Here is a 22,179-nt window from a genome sequence, read left to right as displayed (position 1 = left end):
TTAACAATGAATAAGAATACTGATATAGAAATAGTTAGCTCGCGAATTCTGAACTTTCCGGTGGAAACAGTTTTTGAGGCATTTGCCAACCCCGAACAATTAAAAAAATGGTGGGGGCCAAATGGTTTTACCAATACAATCCATGAGTTTGACCTCCAACCCGGTGGAAAATGGATATTAACCATGCATGGCCCGGAAGCTGGAAATTATGAAAATGCCTCTACCTTTAAAGAAATAATTCCAAACCAACTGGTTTCATGGTCTCGACAGTCGCAGCCTTTGTTTGATATGGAGATTAGTTTTAAAAAATTGGATATCACGACATGCGAAATTTCTTTTAGAATGATTTTTGGAACTGCCGAAGAATGTGCCAAAATCAAGAAATTTGCTCTTCCTAAAAACGAAGAAAACTTCGATCGGCTGGAGGCTCTTCTTCGAACTTTATAATTTTTCTAAAAAATATTTGTGCAACCGATTAATTGCACATACATTTGCAACCGATTGGTAGCAAAAAAATGAATATGAGTACCAGAAGAGACGTTTTTCAGGCCATTGCCGACCCAACTCGCAGAGCTATAATCATGCTTCTTGCCGTGCAAGCAATGACCCCAAATGCTTTAGCTGAACATTTTGACTCGAGCAGACAAGCGGTTTCAAAGCATTTAAGAATTTTGTCGGAATGTGAAATTGTGCAACAAGATTTTAAAGGTCGAGAAATTCTTTATCAATTAAATACTGAAAAAATGAAAGACATTGAAAAATGGCTCGAACAATTTAAACAACTACTTGCCACACGTTTCAACCAATTAGATGCTGTATTAGAACAATTAAAAACGCAAAAAAAATGAATAGTAACCTGCAATTTGATTTTATTATAAACAAACAAAATAACACGGTTCATGTAAAACGGGAGTTTGCTGCCGACCTACCACTGGTTTGGGAGGCATGGACAAATCCAGACATTCTGGATCAATGGTGGGCACCAAAACCTTATAGAACCCAAACCAAGTCAATGAATTTTAGCGAAGGTGGCACATGGCTATATGCCATGATAAGCCCTGAAAATGAAATGCATTGGTGCAAAAATGATTATGAAAAAATCGAACATCAAAAAAGTTTTTCTGGTTTGGATGCTTTTTGCGATGAAAAGGGCAATACAAACACCGACATGCCCCGCACACTGTGGACTAATACATTTACCCAAGAAAAAAATACCACCATAGTAAATATTGTTGCCCAATATGATAGTTTGGCCGACCTCGAAAAAATTATTGAATTAGGGTTTAAAGAAGGGTTTACCATGGCTTTGGGCAATCTTGATCAATATCTTGAAATCCAATTTAAGCTCAGACAAGAAAATAAAGCAAATAACAAACCTCGGGTAACCACCTATCTTAATTTTGATGGCAAAACAGAGGAAGCGTTTCTTTTTTACAAGTCCGTTTTTAGAACCGAATTTGCAGGAAAAGGCATTCAGCGATTTGGAGATATTCCTGCCGAACCAGGAAATCCAACCATCTCAGAAAGTATTAAAAAAATGATTTTGCATGTGGAACTTCCTATCATCGAAGGTTTTGTGCTGATGGGCACAGATGCTCCAAAAGAAATGGGTTTTAACCTAAACATCGGAAACAACATGCATATCTGCATTGAGCCTGAATCGAGAGAGGAAGCTACCCGATTGTTTGAGGAACTTTCTGCGGATGGAAAAATAACAATGCCCTTGGCCGATATGTTTTTTGGTGCTTATTTCGGAGAATTCCAAGACAAGTATGGCATTAATTGGATGATTAGTTATCAAAACAAAAAGTAAAAAATATATGAAAAACAAGATTTTAAACGTACTCTCGATTTTGTTAGGTTTGTTAATGATTAATGGTGGGTTAAACAAGTTTTTTGAATACATACCCGTACCAGATGACTTGCCCGAGGCAATGGTAAAACTAAATGCCTCTTTAATGGAAATATCTTGGCTTATCCCATTAGTTGCTTTTGCCGAATTGGTTGGAGGCCTTCTTATTTTAATACCTAAAACCAGAGCTTTGGGTGCATTAATCGTGTTTCCCATAATGGTTGGCATTTTGATGACCAGTATTATTAATATGCCCGAAGGATTGCCTTTAACTCTGATTCTATGGGCTGTTTTATTATGGATAATTTACGAAAACCGAAAAAAATATTTGGCTCTTTTGGGATAAAATGCCATTGAAAGACAACAGAAAGGTGCTTGAATACTTAAAATTTAAGCACCATTTTTTTAATTCAATTCAGGGTTTATCGGAGAATTAATCAGCAAAGCGTATTTGCCACCTAAGTTTTGCATCGCCTTTTTCCACAGTTCGGTTGAGTCGAGATTACTATTAAAAACGGTGGAACCACCAATGTTTCCAACAATCCATGCTCCCTCGTGTAGTTCGTCTTCCAATTGGCCAGCACCCCAGCCAGAGTAGCCCAGAAAAAAAACAAATTGATTGGCCATTTGCGGGTTTTTCTCTAAAATGTTAATGGCCTTATTAAAGTCTCCACCCCAAAATACTTTGGGCAGTATCTCTATTGATTGGCCAATAATGTGTCCCACGGTATGAAGAAAATGAATGGTATTGAGTTCTACCGGACCACCCTGATAAATTTCTTTTTCAGGCAGCTTGTCATTTTTCAAGGCAGCCTTTAATGTTAAATCAATAGAATTGTTCAGCACAAAACCCAGTGTTCCGTTGTCGTTATGTTCCACAACCAATACAATGGTTCGAGCAAAATTTGGATCTCTCAAAAATGGGTCTGATATTAATATTTTTCCGGCCTCTGGTTTCATGGGTTATAAATAAGATAAATAAAAACCACTAAGTAGCACCAAAAAAAACACGCCAATCCAGGCGATGACATATTTCCATTTTGGCCAAAAATTTGGAGGCAAATGCTTTTTAACCAGCAATATGCTGAGTATGGCTAAAATGGGAGCGGTTAAAAACGAAAAACTGGTGGCTATTGACACCATTTGGGTCATGTTTGAAATGAAAAATCTGAGTAAAACAACGGCACCAACCACTATTATGGCCATCCAAATTAATCTTGATTTACGCTCTTCTTGGATGGTGGCTACTTGGCTTTCATTTTTCCAAACCACGGCTAATTGCTGCATAACCCTGGGCATTGCATCCAAGCAGGTTAGTGTGGTGCTAAACATGGTGGTAAATGCCGAAATAGCAATAAAATAATAAGCCCAATTGCCAATGCTACTGGTGTAAATATCAATTAATTGCCCTGCATATTTGCCTGCGGCATCTTCTAATACTATATCTGTGCCGTAAATAACATTTGCACCTAACAATAAAAAGCATACCGCCAAAATTGCTGTACCCCAATATCCTACTTTAAAATCAAACATCGAGTCGCTCTCACTTGTGCTTTTGGCTTCTTTGTTTTTTAAACCCCATATAGAGTGCCATATTGCTATATCGAGGGGAGCCGGCATCCACCCTAAAAAGGCTATCAAAAAAATGATGTCTTTTTTAGTGAAATCAAAGGTTTGCACATTCCCGATTTGGCCAATATCAGGTCTTCCATAAAACGAAGAAACCACTGCCACTACGGTGGTAATGGACAAAACAATCATGATGACTTTCATGAGATTGTCTAACACCGAAAATTTTCCGATTGCACTTATGCCAAAACAAACCAGCAACAACCCAGCCGACACCAGCCACGGTGCAGCATTTACACCAAATATTTTAATGGCTAAACCGGCTGTTACTACCGTGACAGCGGCTTGTATGGTAAACATTGTGCCAACTGTAAGTATGGCCACCACTACCAACGAACCCTTGCCCAATTTGGCAAAACCCTGAAGCAGATTTTGATTGGTGTGGGCAGCATATTTGGGGCCAAGTTCAAAAAAAGGATATTTAAAAATCTGTGCCAGCACAATGGCAATAATTAGCACAAACCCATACAATGCCCCCGCTTTGGTGCTTTGCACAATGTGCGAAACTCCAACGGCTGCCCCTGCATAGAGCAATCCTGGCCCCAACGCTCTTAGTTTTGAAAGCATGGGACTAAATTATTACTTTTTTAATCTAAATACGGAATTACCAATAATGGAATTTCAACCTGACCGGCTAATTTCTTTGTGGTGCTTCTGCTAAAGAAATAGTCAAACCGCGAGTTGTGCTTATGGTAAACCACCAACATATCTAAAGGTTTGTTTTCAATATAAACCTGTATTCCTTCTTCGGGTGTAGCTGCATGAACCGCCTGAACGCCCACCTGCATGTTGCCAAGTTTAATGCTCTTTGCTGCTCTTTCAGCACCGTTGGTCAACACGTTTAATACCGAGAAATGACAATGATTTGCACTTTCTAAAGCGTCTAAAATGGCACTCAATTCCTCGGCTTTTGGAATATTTTCCTCATTGGTGGCTACACAAACATTTGGATTTTTGTTTGGCACAAAACCCGCCGGAACAGCCAAGACAGGCAAGTTGTTTTTACGAATAATTTGCTCGGTATTGCTTCCCAAAATTTTGTCCGACAAGCTATTCTCGCCTTTTGTACCCATTACTATCAGCTTGGCACCATACTCGCGAGAAGCCATTTTTAAAACATCTTTTAAATACCCCAGTTTAGCAATTGTCTTTATGGGATGACCCGGAGCAAATTTTTGCTCCAATCGGGCTTTTTCTTCTTTTAAATCTTTATCGGCATCGTCCAACATTATTTGGTTTAAGTCTATCATCATGCCGGTGGAAGAACGCGGCTGAATAACGCTGTGAACCAAATGAAAATGAACTCCATTTTTGTTAAAAAAAGTAAAAGCAAAATCGGCTGCTTGCTTTGCATTGTCAGAAAAATCGGTGGGTATTAAAATGTTTATCATTGTTTCGCTTTTACCTCAAATTTAGTTGTTTTTCAAAAAAAAACAGTCATTTCTAAAAAAAATGCCAACGCCAAATTTGATAGCGTTGACATTTTATATAACCTTTTAAAAGTTAATAGGCTTCTGCCGCAAACCGAGAGAATTCTGATTTCATCTCGTCATACAATTTGACAAATGTTTCCATTCTATCGGCCAAAGAATCATCTGATTCTACTTTTCTGTGATCTGTAGCAATATTGTTTGATTTTGCATTTTCTACCAATTCGTGTTGGGCTGCATTAATATCATGCATTAACTCGTCCATCACTTCGTTTTGGCGGATAAATTGATTTTGAAAACGCTCAATTTGCGAGGTAATTTCCACTTTGGAATTCATAGATACCAACTCGCCCAATCTGTTGTTGAACGTTTTAATCTCGTCTCGATAAAAATCCAAATCTTTTTTCCAGTTCGTAAATTCAGCGTGCAAGTCGGTGATATATTTCTGTGTCATAATGTATTATTTTTTTTGTTCTGTTAAAAAATTAAGATAGGTGTTTTGGTGGTCATGGCCATTTCTTTGGTTATGCTTTTGTGAAACAACGAGTCGAAAAAACCTCGATGGTGGCGTTTCATACCCAACACGCCAATGTCATTGTTTCCCACGTATCGATTCAACTCCTCTACAACGTCTGCTCCCACCACATTTTCTACAATGGCTTTGCCTTCGTAATGTTTTATAACCCTCAACATTTCCTCGGAGTTAACCTTGCTTTTTGAAACATGAACCATGTGTACTTCTGTCTTAAAATGACCCATAAAATCTTCAAACAAACCCAGGGTGGCTTCGTCTTCTTGGCTAAAATCGGTTGCAAAAGCCACTTTGTTCCACAATTCAAAGTCAGAATTTTCGGGAATAATCAGCACGGGCAACTGGCATCGTTGAATAATGCTGGCTGCGGTGGTGCCAATCCATTTGCTAACTGCGTTGGTTGCACCTTTTGTACCCATCACAATCATATCAACCGATTTTTCTTGGTGCATTTGATGAATGACATCCACCAACAACCCTACACTTGCCTGCGTTTTTATGGCTACACCAGTCATTAATGTATAACGACCAGCCAAATTAGTGAGCTTTTCGTTTGCCTGCTCTAATGCCTCCTCCAACATTGCACTCATTGCATTAACCGGAGCCGCTGGATCAATAATGGGAACATGCTGGGCATGAGCAACAATTATTTCGGCATTTAAGCTTTTGGCTAAATAGCAGGCATACTCCAAAGCATTATTTGCAATTTCTGAAAAATCAGTAGGACATACTATGGTTTTCATAAAACGTACAATTTGTTGTTCCAAATAAACCACAAAAATGAACTTTGCTGGTTGATTGAATTCATGTTAATATCTGATATTTATCAACAAAAATTTTCAAAAGGGGAATTTCGCTTAAACTTTTTTTAACTTTTCTACCAACCTTTACACTTTTTCATTCGTCAATGCACCAAAATGCTTTTACTCAACTTTTAAAACGCAGCATTATGAACAGACTCACATTAATCGGTTTCTTCTTGGCAATTTCTTGTCAGTTGTTTGGTCAGCAAAAAGTCTCCATACTATTCGACCACAACAGCTATGTCCTTACGCCTTTGGATAATAAAAACAGTGAAGCCAAAAAGATTGACAGTTTGCTAAAAACTGCCGATTGTGAGTCTTGTTCGGTTGCGTTGAGTGCACACACCGATGCCGATGGAACAGATGAATACAATTTGACACTTTCTAAAAACCGACTAAACACTGTTAAAGACTACATTAAGGGCAAATATCCCTGCATTAACCTAAAAGAAACTGAGTTTTATGGCGAGGCCAGATTGATAACCAGCAGTGAAGTCCCATCCCAAAAGGCGTTGAATAGAAGGGTGGAAGTGGTGCTTACTTGCGAGAAAAATGAAACTTTAGAGCTGACAGACTTAGCTCCTATTTATAGTCGATTGGCGTCCTCCAAAAACACATCTTACCAAATAAATGGACAAAACGGAGGCACTATCACCTTACCTAACGGAGCCATTGCTGTTATTCCACCAAATGTATTTCCTGAGGGTAATATAACAATTGTTGCCCAAGTGGCTGATGGGAATGTGGGCTTTCTACTCAACAAACTGACCACCCAAGATTTTAGTAGCGGAGAGATGCTCCAATCTGCAGGTATGTACCGATTTGAAGCATTTCAAAACGGCAAAGCAATCGCTTCGTCAAATGGAAATTCCATTACGGTGTATGTAAAAGCTGACAAAGCCGATTACAAGCAGTTTTTGGCAAAAGATAAAAATGGACTTTCGCACTGGAGTCAAGAGGATGAAGGTATTAGATTGTCGCCATCAAACATTTTTGCTCAATCCATGAACGACGTTAATTATGGCCTTTCTGATGCCTTTTATTGTAGGTTTTTTTGGTGTGGTTTTCGAAAGGAATTTTCACCGAAATATCGCAATCAATTGGCCCAACAACGAGCTAGTATCATTGCTGCCACCACTGAATCTTTTATAAGAAACAACCCCAAAATGAAACTTTATTACGATTTATTTAAGGATGATTTGGGCGAAAAATTTGAAACTCCTGAGGATTTTATGTCGTTTCTAGCACAAAACAACGCCGATAGTATTGAAAACACCCTCAAACGGTTGATACCTGATTTTGACACCGAACAATTTACCGAATTAAAAGTGCCACTCTATAATTGGATTAATTGCGACCGATTTACTGGATTAGAGACGACCTCGGTCGAGATTGACGAAGAATTTGACCAAAAGAAAGACATCAGGATGTATTTTGATAATATAAAAGGGGTTATGGGAGCCACCCCCAATACTTCTACTTCCGAAAAAACATCTGTTTTTTACAATGTACCCATTGGCAAAATAGTTACCTTAGTTATCGTCAAAAAAGTGGGAGAACAATTAATGATGAGTCGCGAAAAATTTAAGATTGGTGAGCCTCCAATTATTAAGTTTAGAAACATCGTAGAAAGTGATTTGCTGAAAGACTTTTAGCCGCAACTCCACTCCTACCCTTTTCAATCAGGGCTGTTCTATCTCTAAACACCTTATTCAACTTATCTTTTTTATAACTTTGTCTAACCGTTTGAGTTTGCTCTCCACTGTCATATCGGGTCGTCGCTTAAGCAGCGTTTCTCGCAATTTGGCTTTGTCTTTGTCGTCAATTACCGCACAGGCCATTTCGGCATATTTGGGCAATTGGTTGGTGGCACTTTTTAGCAATTGTTCGTTCAACATTTCAAACACTTCCTGTTTTCCAGCCTTTATCAATATTACTAAAATTGCGACATATCCATCTTTGGTTATTACCGAGCCGGCATCGGCAGCTTTTGCCAATACGGGCAAACTTTTTAAGGCCGCATCCGTGTTTTGCTCCACTATAGCAGCCAAAGCCGTCATGGCACCCCATTGCATTCTATTGTCTTTATGGTCTAACAAAGGCAAAAAATTGTTCCAATAATCTGCCACCATTTCCGGTTTGCGATAAGCCGCTTCATACAGCGTTTTGATACAATCGTGCCGGATATTTTTATTCTTTTGGCCTAAATTTTCGACCAACTCTATTATAGCCATTGCATTGTTTTCCGACACAATTTTTATGGCCAACTGAATGTTTGGCTCTTCGTCTCTTCTATTTAGTGAGGTAGCCAATAGCGGAATAATGCTCATATTTTTTGCTCAAAAATCGGGATAAATTGATTGGACTTCAACTATTGTTACGAATTGCTTTAGCTCTCGTTGGACTATTTTGTTGGGGTTCGCCGATTTTCAATTCAAATTGTATTTTAGCGGAACAGTTTTATTTTTCCTTAGACAGTGTACTCGTTGTGAATTGCTTTCAAATTGTATTTTAGCGGAACTTTCTTTTTGCGAGATTTTGAGGATGAAATGTTGTGAAAACATTTAAGGCGGGGCAACTCGCCTTTTTTTTTGCCTTATTTCCTTGCACAATTTAACACATCGTCATCAATAAAAAAACCACTTCTTACAGTAATTTTTTTTGCAGTTGGCAAATCGTTTTTAAAACAAAAAGACCCCGCTATTTGCGGAGTCTTTTCAATATAACTTATTCTTTATACCCAATGTTAGGGCAACCAAGAATATCCTCTCTTTGATTTCCAGAGAAAATATTTTTCTATTAAAACTTTCGTAACATCATAAAATACGTTCGGCATCATAATGGCAAATGTTCGGGGTTTGAAAAGGTGATTTGAGAATATCAATACCTCCTTTTTGCCCGCATCCATCACGCACAGTCCCGGTATTTTTCCCCACGATTTTTTTACCAAATTGGTATTTCCTTTTTCAGTACGGATAATGTTTTCGGCCACAATTTTTCCGGTGGTATCTGATGGGTATCCCGTTTTGGGTGCAGAGAAAGGAATATTCTTGCATTGAAAGGGCAGGTCAACCTGAATGGCTATGCCTGCCGCCCACACATTTTTTAATTGTTTATGGCGGTAGGTATCTTCCACCGGTATGTATCCATTTTGATTGGCCATCAACGAAGTGGAATTTTGAACAAAATCAACCCCTACAAAAGGTGGCATTAGCTGTGTGAGTGAGCTTTTAATTTCTTCTCCATTTGTAAGAATTACGGAAGTAGGGGTAACTTCTTTTACGGCCACTTGTGTTTTGTAATGGATGTTAAACATTTTCATAAATGTTTTGAGCATTTTTTCGCCAAAAGGCATACCATCTATTCCAAAATGTCCGAGATAATCTTCTGGTGTTATCCAATAGAGATCTACTTTTTTTCTAATTTTTTGCTCTCGAAGCCATTTTTCAACGTTGAATAAAAATTCGTAGGCTGCCCCCATACATCCCGCGTTTTGTGTGGCTCCAATAACTATGGGTCCCGGATTTTTCTTAAACTCTTCCAGAGCCGTTCTCAATTTCATGGCTCCGTTGGGTGTACCCACATAATGGGAATATTCTGCCACTCCGGGTGCAATATCAAAATTCACTTTCGGCCCTGTGGCCACTACCAAATGGTCGTATGTGTAGTCTCCCGCCGCGGTTGTCACCACTCTTTTGTCGGTATCCACCGTTAAGGCTTCTGCATGAACAAATTCTACTCCTTTCTTTCTTAGAATATCTTCTTTTTTGAAAGAAATTTCTTTCATCTCTCTCCTTTTGAAAGGTACCCAAATTAAGGATGGAATAAATAGAAAGAGCGGAGATTTATCTATTAAGATAACTTTGTGTTCATCTTTGCCTTTACGCTTTAATTCCAGAGCAGCGGTCATTCCGGCAAAACTGCCTCCAATCACAACGGTTGTAATCATTTTAAAATTCTATTAATTGCTGGTTCAAAGCTACTAAATAGCCGTTTCAAAGTGCATTAAATCTATGTTAAAATGGTTCTATATAAGCCCGCATTTAATATGTTTTTTTTTGATTAAAAACAAGAAGCCCCCGCCGCAGGCGGGGGCTTCTATCAACCATATTTTTGGATTAACTACCCAATAGGTTTTCAAAACCCATTAGGTCTTAACATGTTACATTGCCTGTTCTTCGTATTCGCTCAATGGCAAACATGCACACACCAAGTTTCTGTCGCCGTATGTGTTGTCCACGCGGCTAACCATTGGCCAAAACTTGCGGTCTTTTACCCACGGACGCGGATAGGCTGCCATTTCTCGGCTGTATTTGTGAGGCCACTCGCTGGAAGTAACAACCGCTGCTGTGTGCGGTGCGTTTACCAACATATTGTCTTCCTGACTGTATGTGCCGTTTTCGATGGCTCTAATCTCTTCTCTGATAGACAATAAAGCATCTACAAATCGGTCTAATTCCTCTTTGCTTTCACTCTCGGTTGGCTCAACCATCAAGGTTCCAGCTATAGGGAAAGAAACCGTTGGAGCATGGAAACCATAATCCATCAGGCGTTTTGCGATATCCTCTACCTGCACACCTGATGTGGCTTTAACCACTCGCGTATCCACAATCATTTCGTGGGCTACCGTTCCGTTTTTGCCTGTATAAAGCATCGGATAGGCCTCTCCTAATCTTGCTTTTAAATAATTAGCATTCAAAATGGCCGTTTCAGTGGCCTCTTTCAAGCCTTTAGCTCCCATCATTTTAATATAGGCATAAGATATAAGCAAAATGCTTGAGCTGCCAAATGGTGCGGCAGAAACAGCCGACATCGATTTATCTCCACCAATTTTTACAACCGCATGTCCCGGTAAATAAGGCACCAAATGCTTGGCTACGCCAATGGGACCCATGCCGGGGCCGCCACCACCGTGAGGAATACAAAAGGTTTTATGCAAGTTTAAGTGACAAACATCTGCCCCAATCATGCCGGGATTGGTCAACCCAACTTGGGCATTCATGTTAGCTCCGTCCATATACACCTGTCCGCCATATTGATGCACAATGCCTGTAATGTCTTTAATAGTTTCCTCATAAACACCGTTGGTGCTGGGGTAGGTAACCATAATGCAGGCCAAGTTGTCTTTGTATTGTTCTGCTTTTAGTTTTAAGTCTTCTAAGTCGATGTAACCGTTTTCAAGACATTTCACTACCACTACCTGCATTCCGGCCATAACCGCACTTGCAGGGTTGGTGCCGTGTGCCGATGATGGAATCAGGGCTACATTTCTATGTACTTCTCCTCTATCGTTAAAATACTCACGAATAACCATTAATCCGGCATACTCTCCTTGAGAACCTGCGTTGGGTTGCATGCTCATGGCTGCAAATCCGGTAATTTCCGCTAAATCATTCGACAAATCGTCAATAACCTCATAATATCCATCCACCTGATTGCGGGGTACAAATGGATGAATAGCGTTAAATTCAGGCCATGTAACCGGAATCATTTCAGCAGTTGCATTTAATTTCATGGTGCAACTACCCAACGAAATCATGCTGTGGGTTAATGAAAGATCTTTATTTTCAAGCAATTTGATGTATCGCAACATCTCATGCTCCGTGTGGTATTTATGAAACACCTCGTGGGTCATGTATTCGCTTGTTCGCACAAAACTTTTATCGACATTAAGGCTTAGGTTTTGAGCAAACTGGTTCACATCAATTGATGTTTTTTTGGCTTCTGCAAAGCTATCGGCAATTGATTGAACATCGGCCAATTCGGTGGTTTCATCAATGGATATTCCAATAAAGTCTCCCCCGTTTCTTAGGTTTATTCCTTTGCTTTCGGCAATAGAAATAATTTTTTCGATTTGAGCCACGTCCAATTTTGTCACTTTGAGGGTATCAAAGTAGTTTTTGTTGGTTTGCGAATAACCCAATTCGGCAAGTGCTTTGTCAAGCACCTGAGTTAACCCATGAATTTTTCCGGCAATATTTTTTAATCCTTGCGGCCCGTGGTAAACACCATACATTCCGGCCATTACAGCCAAAAGCACTTGTGCCGTACAAATGTTTGATGTGGCTTTGTCTCGTTTAATATGCTGCTCGCGAGTTTGCAATGCCATACGCAATGCTCTATTGCCTTTTGCATCTTTACTTACACCAATAATTCTTCCCGGAATTTGACGTTTGTATTCATCTTTAGTGGCAAAATAAGCAGCATGTGGTCCACCAAATCCTAGTGGTACACCAAAGCGTTGGGTATTGCCCACCACAGCATCAGCACCCCACTCAGCAGGTGGTGCAATGAGGGTAAGTGCCATTAAATCAGCGGCAGCTGCTACCAAAACTCCGGCGGCTTGTGCTTTTTCGCAAAACGATTTATACTCTCTTAATTCACCATTTGAATCAGGATACTGAACGATAGCCCCAAAGAACGACTCATCCAAATTAACCGTATTAAAATCGCCGAACACCAATTCGATGCCAACCGGAACAGCACGGGTTTTTATTACGTCTATGGTTTGAGGGAAAATGTTGTTATCAACAAAAAATTTATTGGCTTCTTTTCGTTTACACACGTTGTGAAACATGGTCATGGCCTCGGCAGCTGCAGTACCCTCATCAAGTAATGAAGCATTGGCAAGTTCCATACCCGTCAAGTCCATTACCATAGTTTGAAAATTGAGCAAAGCTTCCAATCTGCCCTGAGCAATTTCTGCCTGGTAGGGTGTGTATTGGGTGTACCACCCCGGATTCTCCATGATGTTTCTAAGTATTACATTGGGTGTGAACGTGTTGTAATACCCCATTCCAATGTAGCTTTTATATACCTTGTTTTTGGCGGCTGTTTTTCGGAGATTGCTCAAAAATGTTTGCTCGCTTACGGCGGCTGAAATATTCAATTCTCGATTGAGTCGAATGTTGGCCGGAATGGTTTTATCGATTAATTCTTCGATGTTTTTAACCCCAATGGCGGCAAGCATTTCAGCTCTTTCTTGTGCGGTAGGACTGTTGTGTCTGGTTTTGAAAAACTCAATTTGATGAACGTTTAATTGCATTGTGTTATTCGTTAAAAATAGGTGTGCAAAAGTAGCTTTTTTGTTTATAGTTTAATGCGGAGTTTTGAGGTTGGGTTACTTTTATAGCAAGGCTTTTAACCTTAAACTCAAAACAGTTCTAAATCCTAAACCTCAATCCTATTAAATACTGACGCGGAGCCAGATATCGGCTTGGATCGTTGGGTGGTGTACCCCGTTCCACAGGGCTCTCATAACGAGGATCTCTCCAATCGTTTGGCACATCATCACCGGGTTCGTAGGCGTTTCCGGTAATGGGGTTTATGATTTGTGGGTTTTTGTTGTTAAACAAATTTCGAACTTCAAAACTAATGGTCATGCCCGATTTTCCTTTTTCACTAAACCGAATTGTTCTATTAATTTTCAAATCGGTATTAAACCATGGCTTGGCTCTTTTCTGCAAATATTGGCTGGTAATGGGTGTATATTGTGGTCGGCCCAGGGCATTGTAGCCATCCAGCCGCTGAGGCGTATATCTATAGCCACTTTGGTAATTGCTGGATAAAAATACCTGAGTGTTCTTGAGCCAAGTGGGTAGCCTTTTTAAAGAAGTATCGTAAGTTATGGCAATACCAAAAGTGGTATTCCATGGTCTATCCCAAGCCAAATATTGTTCGGTGCTGAGTGGCACTTCTCCCGTTTGTTCTATTTGAAGGCTCGATTCTCTGGCTGAATTTGATTTTCCGCGGGCTACCTGATAACTCACGTTCCAAAACAATCGCATAAAATCTTTTACGCGATAGGTGGTGCTAAACTCTGACCCAATAATTTTTGCATAATCCTGATTGATGTACATCACTTTGGTTACGGGCCTTCCCGTTTGGTCGTTCACTATCACCCGTCGGCTCACGATGTAATCAAAACGATTGTTGTTGTAGGCCGAGAATGTCATTCCAAAGTCCTTGTTGATTTGGGTTTTGTAGCCGATTTCATAACTCACATTAACCTCCGGGTTTAGGTCTGGATTGCCAATATTCGACAAAAACGAACGGTCTTGATATTCAGGATCTAAGCCCGCATACAAAAAGCGTGGATGCGGTAGTCGCATAGAATGTGAGTAGTTAAAATAAAGTGAGTTGTTGGTGGTAACGGGAAAACTCACATTTATTTTTGGCAACATTCGCATTTTGTATCTCAGTCCAAATAGTCCGAAAGTTTTTCGCATGTAATCTTCCCTCACTTGGTCAATAACCGGCGAGTTTGCCGCTTTTACTGCATCATCTGCAAATTTTCCGGCTGCCCAATAGTTTAGCCTCAAACCCAGCTCGGCCACAATGCCGTTGTAGGTTATTTTATCTATGGCATATAAGCCTCCTGAGTTTGGTTTTACATTCCAAATATCGTTGCTACTACCAATGGAAATAGATGGGGTAGAAACTGAATCATTTACATAAATAGGTGCCCCTACCCAGGGTTTATAGACATCTACCCACTGATAATTGTTGAATTTTTGCTCAAAACCAAAGGTGTATTGGTTGGTCTTTTTCTTCGGAAAATATTTAACACTTCCTTTGATGGTGTATTCCTCAACAAAGTGGTCGTGCCAAGTGCCACTGATGCCCCCATTGTTTATCAAACCAGGACCAGGCAACACATATTTGATGCTGTCGTTTGGATTAAAAACCCGCACAGGGTCTGTAACAATCGAATATTCGTCATACAATTGGTCAACTGTTTCGGTTCTAAAGGGTCTGCCATTGGCATCGGCACGCAGGTTGGTAAACAATCTTCCCACAGTAAACCTCAAAATGGTTTTTTCGTTTATGGAATGTTTTAAATTGATGGCCGTAAGATTTGCACTGTGCGTATAGGTGGTGGCATTATCTAAATTAAGGCTTCTTTCAAATTGAAACCCAGGTTGAAGAATGGCATCAAACCCCACAATTTGCAGTGTTCGGGTATTTTGATTGATGGCCAAACTGTGCTGATTGGTGAATGTCAGTTTTGTTCCTCGTCTTAAATCGTAGCTTATTTTTATGGTATTGCTGTATTGATTGTCCTGTCGAGGTGCCCAAAACGAATCATTTGAAGGATTTAATGAACTGTGCAATTGACTGGCAGTTGCCCCAAAATAGGTATCACTCCATTTGAAGGTAGAATTGACAAAATAGGTCAATTTTTTATTGGTCTTCGGTATGGTTCCCGAAAAACTCAAGTCTCCTAGGTCGGTTCTCCATTGGCCTGCACCATTATAAACGCCGCCGTTGTCGGTTTGAAAGCTACCAGACAATTCAAATTTTTCACCACCTTCTCTGATAGTGGTATTTATTACTCCCGAACTTCCATCGCCATGTTCTGCACCCGAGCCTCCGGTTGTTAGCTCCATCTCACCAATAGAACCGCTGGAAACCTGCACTCCAAAACCAGTTCCGGCCAAAGGGTCTTGTGCCGTAATGTTATCTACCACATATTGCGTTTCATACACTCTGGCTCCTCTTATTTGAAGTCCATCGGCGGTTTTAGAAACACCCACCTGCAATCCCACCACTTCCTGAACGTCTCGCACGTTCATATCTTTTATGTCATTTTGCCCCACTTTTACACTGGAGCTTGCATCGTCCAAATTCACAACACTTCTTCTTCCAGTCACGGTAACCACTTCAAAAGAGTGCGATTGTGATTCCATTTTAACGTTCAAAGTGGTTTCTTCATTGGCTTTTATTGTTACTCCGGTTATGATTTGCTCAACATAGCCAACATACATTACCTTAATGGAATAGTCTCCGGGTTTTATTTTTTCAATTTTATAATTCCCATCGGCATCAGAGTTTGCACCAAAATAGCTACCCACCAATTGAACCCCGGCATAATCGAGCGGCTTACCTGACGTGGCATCGGTTATTCTTCCTTTCAAAACACCTGTTTGGGCTTCTCCCAAAAATGAGAACAACAGAAAAAACGATATGAGTGCGTATCTTACCAATTAAATTCTTTGTTTAAAACCTTGTCGAAAAGAGCATTCAGCTTGGCTTCGTCTTTGTTGAACAAGTACAACTCCACACTAAAAAACACTTGATTTATTTTACCATTTCTTTTTCGGACAGCACCTACTACATTTGACCCTTTCCATGCACCAAAAGTAGAAATTTGAGCTTGATAAATGGCTTCGCCATCCACGCTCGGTACAAATGGGTCGAGACCCAAAATAACGTTGTTACCCGGCTGCAACGTTGGCCAAGTGGCATCTGATGAGAAAATACTTGAATCTCGATAAATAACGGCCTGACCACTAGTGGTACTCAAGCTATCTATAGGCACCGCCCCGCTGATTGGGGTTGGCACATAACCCGCAGGAAAACTGGTAATGATAAATGATTTCCCACCTTTATTGTTGTAATTCTGCAATACAGGGGCTGCAAATTCTAGTAGCAATCCACTTTGCCCGGTTATGGAATTGGTAAACAAGCTTTGATCGGCATTTAATACCAATTTGTCATATAGCTCGGTTAATAAAGAGAAAGTCGGGTTCCAAAATTTTGGTTGATATTGTCCGTTGTCGGCAGCAAAATCGATGGCATCAAAGCTACCATAACTGTTTTTCACCAATCTGCCGTATGCCTGGTTTACGTTGCTTGGCTGGCCACTAATGAGCAGTAAATCAGAATTTTGAGCTTTAACAAAAATGCTTTCTGAGGTGTCTGCAACGCTCTCGGTTCCGGCAAAATCTATTACCTTTAGATAAAAAGTATTATTGCCGTTGTTGTTAATGCCGTCAATTGTTGCTCCAACTTTTGAAATATCGGTATTGTAATAAATATTGGCAGAAACCACCCCGGTTTGCTTTGCATTTTGTGGTCGAATACTGAGCATGAATTTGCTTCGGTCAATTTCTACCCAACTGCCGTTGTTTGCTTTTAACAATGCTTTTATCACTGTATGGTTACCATCAGGGTCATTAAAATTCCACCTGAAAGTTACCACGCTAAAAGCCGTGTCAACAGGCATACTTTCGTCATCGAAATGCACTTCGGGAGCTGAGTTTCGCAAAGGTATTTTTAAATGAGCCGGCGTTTCGTCTCGGGCATCTTTATCATCAATAGACCGCACATAAAAATCAATATCAGTGGTATCTTTTCCCGGTTCAATATCAAAGCGAAATACACTATCGCGACGGGTAGTAAAAAACCAATTGGAATTGTCGGTAGAAAACTCGTAGCCGATAATTCTTCCATCCACATCCGTGCCGTACCAAGTTATATATACGCTGCTATTCAGCCTATTTTCTCCGGTGAGGTTTATTTTTTCGATAGACAGATGGGTGTCGGGTGTTTGATTTTCAAGCAATTGGTCTTCTTTGCAACCATCTAACAGAAAGCCAAAAAGCACGCCAATTAATGCAATAATTGCCGTGCTTGCTTTCTTATTTTTTTGTGCTTTGAACAAGACTTGCTCTCTTAAAATTAGTTTTTGATTAATCGGAAATTACCTAAAACCTGCCCATTTGAGCTGGTTGAAATCATATAAACTCCAGCGTTTAAATTGCTGATGTCGCATTTTTCGGCATCCACCAAATTGCCCGATTTCACGGCCTTTCCGGTAATGTCCGTAATTACGAATTCAACTTTGGTAATTCCGTTTTGTTTAATAACAATGGTTACAAACTCGTTGGCAGGATTTGGATAAAATGAAACAAACCCAGTTTGAGCCTCGACATTTTTAACAGAAACAATCGGTGGATAGTCTGTTTCTGGTAAGGTAACGCTCGCTCCTTTAAAATCGTCATCGTTTCTTGGAAGCACACTGTAGTTGCTAAAACCATAGTATAAAACTCCAACAACAGTATCGAAAGACATTCCTTTTTCTGCTTTAATTGGAGCCACATTCATCACGCCATCAACGTCTTTTAATGTTGTATCCGAAACGATGGAAACCCATAAACTGCTATGGTTGTTTGTGTTTTGAATTCCGGCCTGTACTCTTCTTGATTTTCCATAAGAATTGTTTTCATCTGTAGAAATCAAGTACTCACCAAAATTGCTCAATCTTGGGTTGGATACATACACTTTTCCTCCGGCAGGATTTACCAATCCAACCAACATGCCTTCATATTTTTCGGCGGCTTTGCTAAAGTAAAAAGCACTGTCGCTTGGGTCGATGGTGGTAATGGGTACTTCCAATACATTTCCCGTTTTTACCACTTTGGTCACATTCAATACTGTAAAACCAAAGCTCTCGGCCACGGTGCCAGTAACGGTAACTTCTTGTCCTCTAAACAACTTTATCAAATCACTGTTTCCCTGACATTTTATACCGGCATATTCGGTTGCATTTGGGTCTTGAATGTAAATATTTTCTAAATCATATTGCTTTGCACTGGCCGTAACCACCCCGGTAACAGTAACCACCTGACCATTAAACGGAGAAGCATCGTTGGCCACGTTTAGCACTTTTTGCACATCCGAAATAGTTAAACCACCGTTTCGAACAGTATAAAACATAAAGTCGGGATTGGTGGCTGCACTTGCAGAATATGGCATATAGCTGCCTTGGGCAATATTGTCGGTTGCATAGATGTAGTATCTTACCACCGTATTTTCGCTCATTCCCGGAATAGTGGCTTCATAGGTATCCGTTGTTCCTGACTTTATGGTCATGGTAACTTTCGTAAACTTATCGTAGGTGTCGCTAATATTGCTGCTATAATACAAATCAGCAGTAGCCACCGTACCATCAAAATCAATGATTTTTGCAGTAATTCCCGCACTTTCGGCATCTTTTGGCACCAATGGTGTGCGAACTACATTGGTTATGCTTGGAGGTGTTTTTCCCTTTTTATAATCGCTTATGTCGGTTGGGTTTAGTTCATATCCTCTTCCACTGTTTCCCGTGCAACCGTTTTCGCTGTGCATAATTATACCTCTAATATAATCGTATTTTGTGCCAACTACCGGAGCCACAAACGAGCCTTGTTTTACAGGAGCACTGCTTCGAGTAGTGGTGTAAGATGCTGTTTTTTGAACAAAAAATCGGTCTGAAACATTAATTAGATTTCCATTTGCATCTGCCACATCAAAGCTAACACGGTTTCCATTAAAATTCTGAACATTCACCACCGTCAGATTTTGCAATTCGATATACGAATCTTCATACTGCTCGCCTGTGGGGAGTTTATTGGTTCGAGTGTTATCGTTCAAATCGCCCAAATCAACCACAACGGGTTGTGGCTTGGCTTGTGTGCCTATTACATTCATGGATGAATTGTTAAGAATTTCTAACTGGGTTTCGCCCAGATAGCGGTTTACCTTTCCTGTAATTTCAACTATCATGCCGGCATAAAGGTTGTAAACATCGGTTACCGGTAATGAAGCCCCTCCTGCATCAGTATAAACACCCATTACTTGAAGGCCATGAAAATCTCCTCCCATGCCGCTATTGGCTGTATCAAGTATATGCACAAACGGACGAAAACCACCTTGTACAGAACTCGACGGAACATCAATCAGGTTGGCATCGGCAGTTACAACGCCAACAACCGTTACGGTATCTCCATAGTAAGAGGATGAATCGTTGCAGGCTAATAATTTTGCCTGTGGAACCTCCTGCAATTGCTTGATGGTAATTTTTGGATACTGAGCCATGGCGTGCAATCCGCCTACCATTAGCAACATTAACATACTAATTTTGAAACTTAATTTTTTCATTTTTTATCTAAAATCAAATTATTGAAATACTATTTAATAATGGCAAACTTGCCCTGAAACATTTCTCCGGTTTCGTTATCCTTTACCGTAAAAATATATATCCCTCGAGCAATAATTTGCGATTCGCCACTCAACAAATCCCAAGCATGTTCGCCTCCGCTAAAAACATTTTTGTCGGCATCCTCTGCCCCAAAGGTGGAAAACCACCTTATGTCGTTACCATTATATTCCTGATTATGCTCAATTTCATCAATAAAATCGCCGGCCACCGTAAAAATTCGTATGCTGCAATGGGCAGGAAGATTGGCAAAATAGAGTTTGCGGCTTTGCTCCTGAAAATTGCTTTTGCCTTCCCATGCCGCTCCAGAGTAATAGGGGTTTGGATATACAAAAGGCAAATTGGTTTTGAGATTGGCGTTGGCCGGTTTTCCTGCAAATGCACGATAATTATTGCTCAACAAACTGCTTTCTAAAGATTCTAAATTGCTGTTTTTATTGCCTCTATCGTAGGCCGAAACTGAAATGGCATATTGCCATCCGTTTTGAATATTATTGATAGTGTATTTGTAATGATAAACGGTTGGGTCGCCACCAAACGTTGCCGGAGTTGCCAGTTTAATGCTCTCAAAACCGGTTTCGTTAAATAGGTTGTTTCCGGCCAAATCCCAATCGCCAATCTTTTTTAAATCGTTGGCCAAATTTTGCACCTGTGTTACATCAAAGCCAAGTTGCGTGCTGTATATGCGATATCCTTCAAAGTCCTTCTCCAACGTTATCGGGTCTATACTTTCTTCCGAATTGTTACTCCAATACACATCTATACTGTTTTGATTGGTCACAATTTTGGTTTTGGGAATATTGGGTGGTGCCGGCAATATAAATCGGGTAATCTTTCCGTCGCCATTGGCATCTTCTCCGGCATCTAACACACCATTAAAGTTTTTGTCTTCCCCATTAAATGCCACCTGAGCCCAATCGGCATTATCTCTTAAAATAGTTTGCTGATAATGATTGTTGTCGCTGTTTGGCAACCCATCCTCCAATTTTTTGCCCAACACAAAGGCATAGGCCAACTTAATGGTCTCGCCCGGGGCAAGTGAGGCAAAGGGCCCAACCGACACCAAGTCACTCCTATTTCCGGCATCGTTCAATTGTTCCTTAAAACTTTTGCTTCCGCAATTGGCATTTTGGGTAGAGTTTTTATCCCAACATTGGTTAAAATTTAACCCATTCGTCATTTTAATGTATCGAGCCTGCTCGGTAGAAGGGAAAAAGAAAACAGGATTGCTCACGTTGTTAAATTCCCATGCGTTGTAATGCACTTTAAAATTGGGGGTTATCAACGGATGGCGAAATCCGGTTTTATCCTCTGCACCCAGAAATTTCTGACCAATATAGCTATCTGTAAAACCTACATCTCCGGCATTGTCATAGCAATAAGCCATAAAAAGCGAATCCAAAAAGCCGTTTCCACCTTTGTTGTAAAAAGCCGAGCCCCCGCTTCCGGCTGGAGTTACGTTGGTGTTTCTTACCACGGTATTGGTCCAAAGTGCAAAATAGACGCTATCTATGGTGCTTGGGCTGTTGTTGGTCACTTCAAAATTAACAATCACAAAAAAGTCGCTAAATGCATAGTTCCAGTTGAACGACTCCATTTTAACACCCAATTTTAAGGGTTGAGAATGGCCGCTAATAGGAATATTTGTGCCGGGCACCAATAAGTTGCTATCCGAAAAATGGGCCACATAATCTTCGTGCGATACGGCATCTGGAGAGAAAAAAGGGCTTTCGAACAAGCTGGAACGCTGACGCAATGTGCTGCCAACCTCTGCGGTAAACTCGAAACCACCCCGTCCGGTAGAATATCCACTTGGAGCATCATAAGCCGAGGTGGATACCGCCACTAACGAGCCATCAATTAATCCGCCCACCCAAATGCCACCTTCAAACAAATGCTCGATGCCAGAACCGGCAGGATATTCACAGCTTTGATTTCCGCTACCATCTCTGTACCCCCGAAAGGCATTGCCAAAGGTGCCAACGTTGGTTACATTTAACCGAACATTGGATGCCGTTGTGGTTTTTTCTTCAAACGAAGATTGGCCAAAAACGGCAGCAGAAAATGATAAAACAATAGCTACAAATACTACTTTCATGCGTAAAGTGCAGCAAATTTAAACATTAACTTAACTTCTGCCTTTAACATTGGATTAACAATTTGTTGCCCTC

General features: G+C 40.4%; 17 protein-coding genes. 5 read left to right on the top strand and 12 right to left on the bottom strand.

The genetic code is table 11. The features are described 5' to 3' along the window. Positions 1-6 precede the first annotated feature (6 nt). The 4 genes from H6607_01545 (at position 7) to H6607_01530 (ending at position 2,198) form a co-directional block, all read left to right on the top strand. Positions 7-447, top strand: coding sequence for an SRPBCC domain-containing protein (locus tag H6607_01545; GenBank protein MCB9261044.1), 441 nt, complete (start codon positions 7-9; stop codon positions 445-447). Positions 448-521: 74 nt separating this feature from the next. Continuing rightward, positions 522-848 carry a winged helix-turn-helix transcriptional regulator gene (locus H6607_01540; GenBank protein MCB9261043.1) on the top strand — a complete coding sequence of 109 codons (327 nt, stop codon included), beginning with the start codon at positions 522-524 and terminating at the stop codon, positions 846-848. Continuing rightward, a complete protein-coding gene (locus H6607_01535; GenBank protein MCB9261042.1) occupies positions 845-1,813 on the top strand; it encodes an SRPBCC domain-containing protein in 969 nt (322 codons plus the stop codon). The genes H6607_01540 and H6607_01535 overlap by 4 nt, the downstream gene beginning before the upstream one ends. A 7-nt stretch (positions 1,814-1,820) precedes the next feature. After that, positions 1,821-2,198, top strand: a complete 378-nt coding sequence (locus tag H6607_01530) for a DoxX family membrane protein (GenBank protein MCB9261041.1) — start codon at positions 1,821-1,823, stop codon at positions 2,196-2,198. Positions 2,199-2,257: 59 nt separating this feature from the next. Here the strand turns inward: H6607_01530 and H6607_01525 are convergent, their stop codons facing one another. From H6607_01525 to H6607_01505, 5 genes are all read right to left on the bottom strand, one after another. Next, on the bottom strand, positions 2,258-2,812 hold the full coding sequence (locus H6607_01525; GenBank protein MCB9261040.1) for a YqgE/AlgH family protein: 555 nt from the start codon (positions 2,810-2,812) through the stop codon (positions 2,258-2,260). Between the two features lie 3 nt (positions 2,813-2,815). Further along, positions 2,816-4,048 (bottom strand): divalent metal cation transporter, encoded by a 1,233-nt coding sequence (locus H6607_01520; GenBank protein ID MCB9261039.1) that lies wholly within the window; start codon positions 4,046-4,048, stop codon positions 2,816-2,818. Positions 4,049-4,068: 20 nt separating this feature from the next. Further along, positions 4,069-4,872: a universal stress protein gene (locus H6607_01515; protein ID MCB9261038.1), complete on the bottom strand. Its 804-nt coding sequence runs from the start codon at positions 4,870-4,872 to the stop codon at positions 4,069-4,071. Positions 4,873-4,984: 112 nt separating this feature from the next. Further along, positions 4,985-5,365 carry a hypothetical protein gene (locus tag H6607_01510; GenBank protein MCB9261037.1) on the bottom strand — a complete coding sequence of 127 codons (381 nt, stop codon included), beginning with the start codon at positions 5,363-5,365 and terminating at the stop codon, positions 4,985-4,987. Positions 5,366-5,388: 23 nt separating this feature from the next. Beyond that, positions 5,389-6,186, bottom strand: coding sequence for a universal stress protein (locus H6607_01505; GenBank protein ID MCB9261036.1), 798 nt, complete (start codon positions 6,184-6,186; stop codon positions 5,389-5,391). Between the two features lie 206 nt (positions 6,187-6,392). Between H6607_01505 and H6607_01500 the strand changes: the two genes are divergently transcribed. Further along, on the top strand, positions 6,393-7,901 hold the full coding sequence (locus H6607_01500) for an OmpA family protein (GenBank protein ID MCB9261035.1): 1,509 nt from the start codon (positions 6,393-6,395) through the stop codon (positions 7,899-7,901). Positions 7,902-7,958: 57 nt separating this feature from the next. Here the strand turns inward: H6607_01500 and H6607_01495 are convergent, their stop codons facing one another. The 7 genes from H6607_01495 to H6607_01465 all read right to left on the bottom strand — a co-directional run bounded on the left by H6607_01495 (position 7,959) and on the right by H6607_01465 (position 22,106). Next, positions 7,959-8,576 (bottom strand): hypothetical protein, encoded by a 618-nt coding sequence (locus tag H6607_01495; GenBank protein MCB9261034.1) that lies wholly within the window; start codon positions 8,574-8,576, stop codon positions 7,959-7,961. A gap of 416 nt (positions 8,577-8,992) precedes the next feature. Then, positions 8,993-10,195, bottom strand: a complete 1,203-nt coding sequence (locus tag H6607_01490; protein ID MCB9261033.1) for an FAD-dependent oxidoreductase — start codon at positions 10,193-10,195, stop codon at positions 8,993-8,995. A gap of 213 nt (positions 10,196-10,408) precedes the next feature. Further along, the gene (gene gcvP, locus H6607_01485) at positions 10,409-13,291 is read right to left on the bottom strand and encodes an aminomethyl-transferring glycine dehydrogenase (protein ID MCB9261032.1); all 2,883 of its coding nucleotides are present in this window, start codon (positions 13,289-13,291) and stop codon (positions 10,409-10,411) included. Positions 13,292-13,409: 118 nt separating this feature from the next. Beyond that, a complete protein-coding gene (locus H6607_01480) occupies positions 13,410-16,232 on the bottom strand; it encodes a TonB-dependent receptor (GenBank protein ID MCB9261031.1) in 2,823 nt (940 codons plus the stop codon). After that, positions 16,226-17,692, bottom strand: coding sequence for a hypothetical protein (locus H6607_01475; protein ID MCB9261030.1), 1,467 nt, complete (start codon positions 17,690-17,692; stop codon positions 16,226-16,228). The genes H6607_01480 and H6607_01475 overlap by 7 nt, the downstream gene beginning before the upstream one ends. Positions 17,693-17,709: 17 nt before the next feature. Next, positions 17,710-19,950: a T9SS type A sorting domain-containing protein gene (locus tag H6607_01470; protein MCB9261029.1), complete on the bottom strand. Its 2,241-nt coding sequence runs from the start codon at positions 19,948-19,950 to the stop codon at positions 17,710-17,712. A 29-nt stretch (positions 19,951-19,979) separates the two neighbouring features. Continuing rightward, positions 19,980-22,106: a hypothetical protein gene (locus tag H6607_01465; protein MCB9261028.1), complete on the bottom strand. Its 2,127-nt coding sequence runs from the start codon at positions 22,104-22,106 to the stop codon at positions 19,980-19,982. Between the last annotated feature and the right edge of the window lie 73 nt (positions 22,107-22,179).

This window comes from Flavobacteriales bacterium (assembly GCA_020635395.1).
Classification (GTDB): Bacteria; Bacteroidota; Bacteroidia; order NS11-12g; family UBA9320; genus UBA987.
Note: the sequence above shows the minus strand (reverse complement) of the source record. Positions and strands in the feature narration are given on the sequence as shown.

Bases quoted from the DNA above. Each gene is read 5' to 3' on its own strand.
- H6607_01545 (MCB9261044.1), top strand. From the start codon at position 7: ATGAATAAGAATACTGATATAGAAATAGTTAGCTCGCGAATTCTGAAC.
- H6607_01540 (MCB9261043.1), top strand. From the start codon at position 522: ATGAGTACCAGAAGAGACGTTTTTCAGGCCATTGCCGACCCAACTCGC.
- H6607_01535 (MCB9261042.1), top strand. From the start codon at position 845: ATGAATAGTAACCTGCAATTTGATTTTATTATAAACAAACAAAATAAC.
- H6607_01530 (MCB9261041.1), top strand. From the start codon at position 1,821: ATGAAAAACAAGATTTTAAACGTACTCTCGATTTTGTTAGGTTTGTTA.
- H6607_01525 (MCB9261040.1), bottom strand. From the start codon at position 2,812: ATGAAACCAGAGGCCGGAAAAATATTAATATCAGACCCATTTTTGAGA.
- H6607_01520 (MCB9261039.1), bottom strand. From the start codon at position 4,048: ATGCTTTCAAAACTAAGAGCGTTGGGGCCAGGATTGCTCTATGCAGGG.
- H6607_01515 (MCB9261038.1), bottom strand. From the start codon at position 4,872: ATGATAAACATTTTAATACCCACCGATTTTTCTGACAATGCAAAGCAA.
- H6607_01510 (MCB9261037.1), bottom strand. From the start codon at position 5,365: ATGACACAGAAATATATCACCGACTTGCACGCTGAATTTACGAACTGG.
- H6607_01505 (MCB9261036.1), bottom strand. From the start codon at position 6,186: ATGAAAACCATAGTATGTCCTACTGATTTTTCAGAAATTGCAAATAAT.
- H6607_01500 (MCB9261035.1), top strand. From the start codon at position 6,393: ATGAACAGACTCACATTAATCGGTTTCTTCTTGGCAATTTCTTGTCAG.
- H6607_01495 (MCB9261034.1), bottom strand. From the start codon at position 8,576: ATGAGCATTATTCCGCTATTGGCTACCTCACTAAATAGAAGAGACGAA.
- H6607_01490 (MCB9261033.1), bottom strand. From the start codon at position 10,195: ATGATTACAACCGTTGTGATTGGAGGCAGTTTTGCCGGAATGACCGCT.
- gcvP (MCB9261032.1), bottom strand. From the start codon at position 13,291: ATGCAATTAAACGTTCATCAAATTGAGTTTTTCAAAACCAGACACAAC.
- H6607_01470 (MCB9261029.1), bottom strand. From the start codon at position 19,950: ATGAAAAAATTAAGTTTCAAAATTAGTATGTTAATGTTGCTAATGGTA.
- H6607_01465 (MCB9261028.1), bottom strand. From the start codon at position 22,106: ATGAAAGTAGTATTTGTAGCTATTGTTTTATCATTTTCTGCTGCCGTT.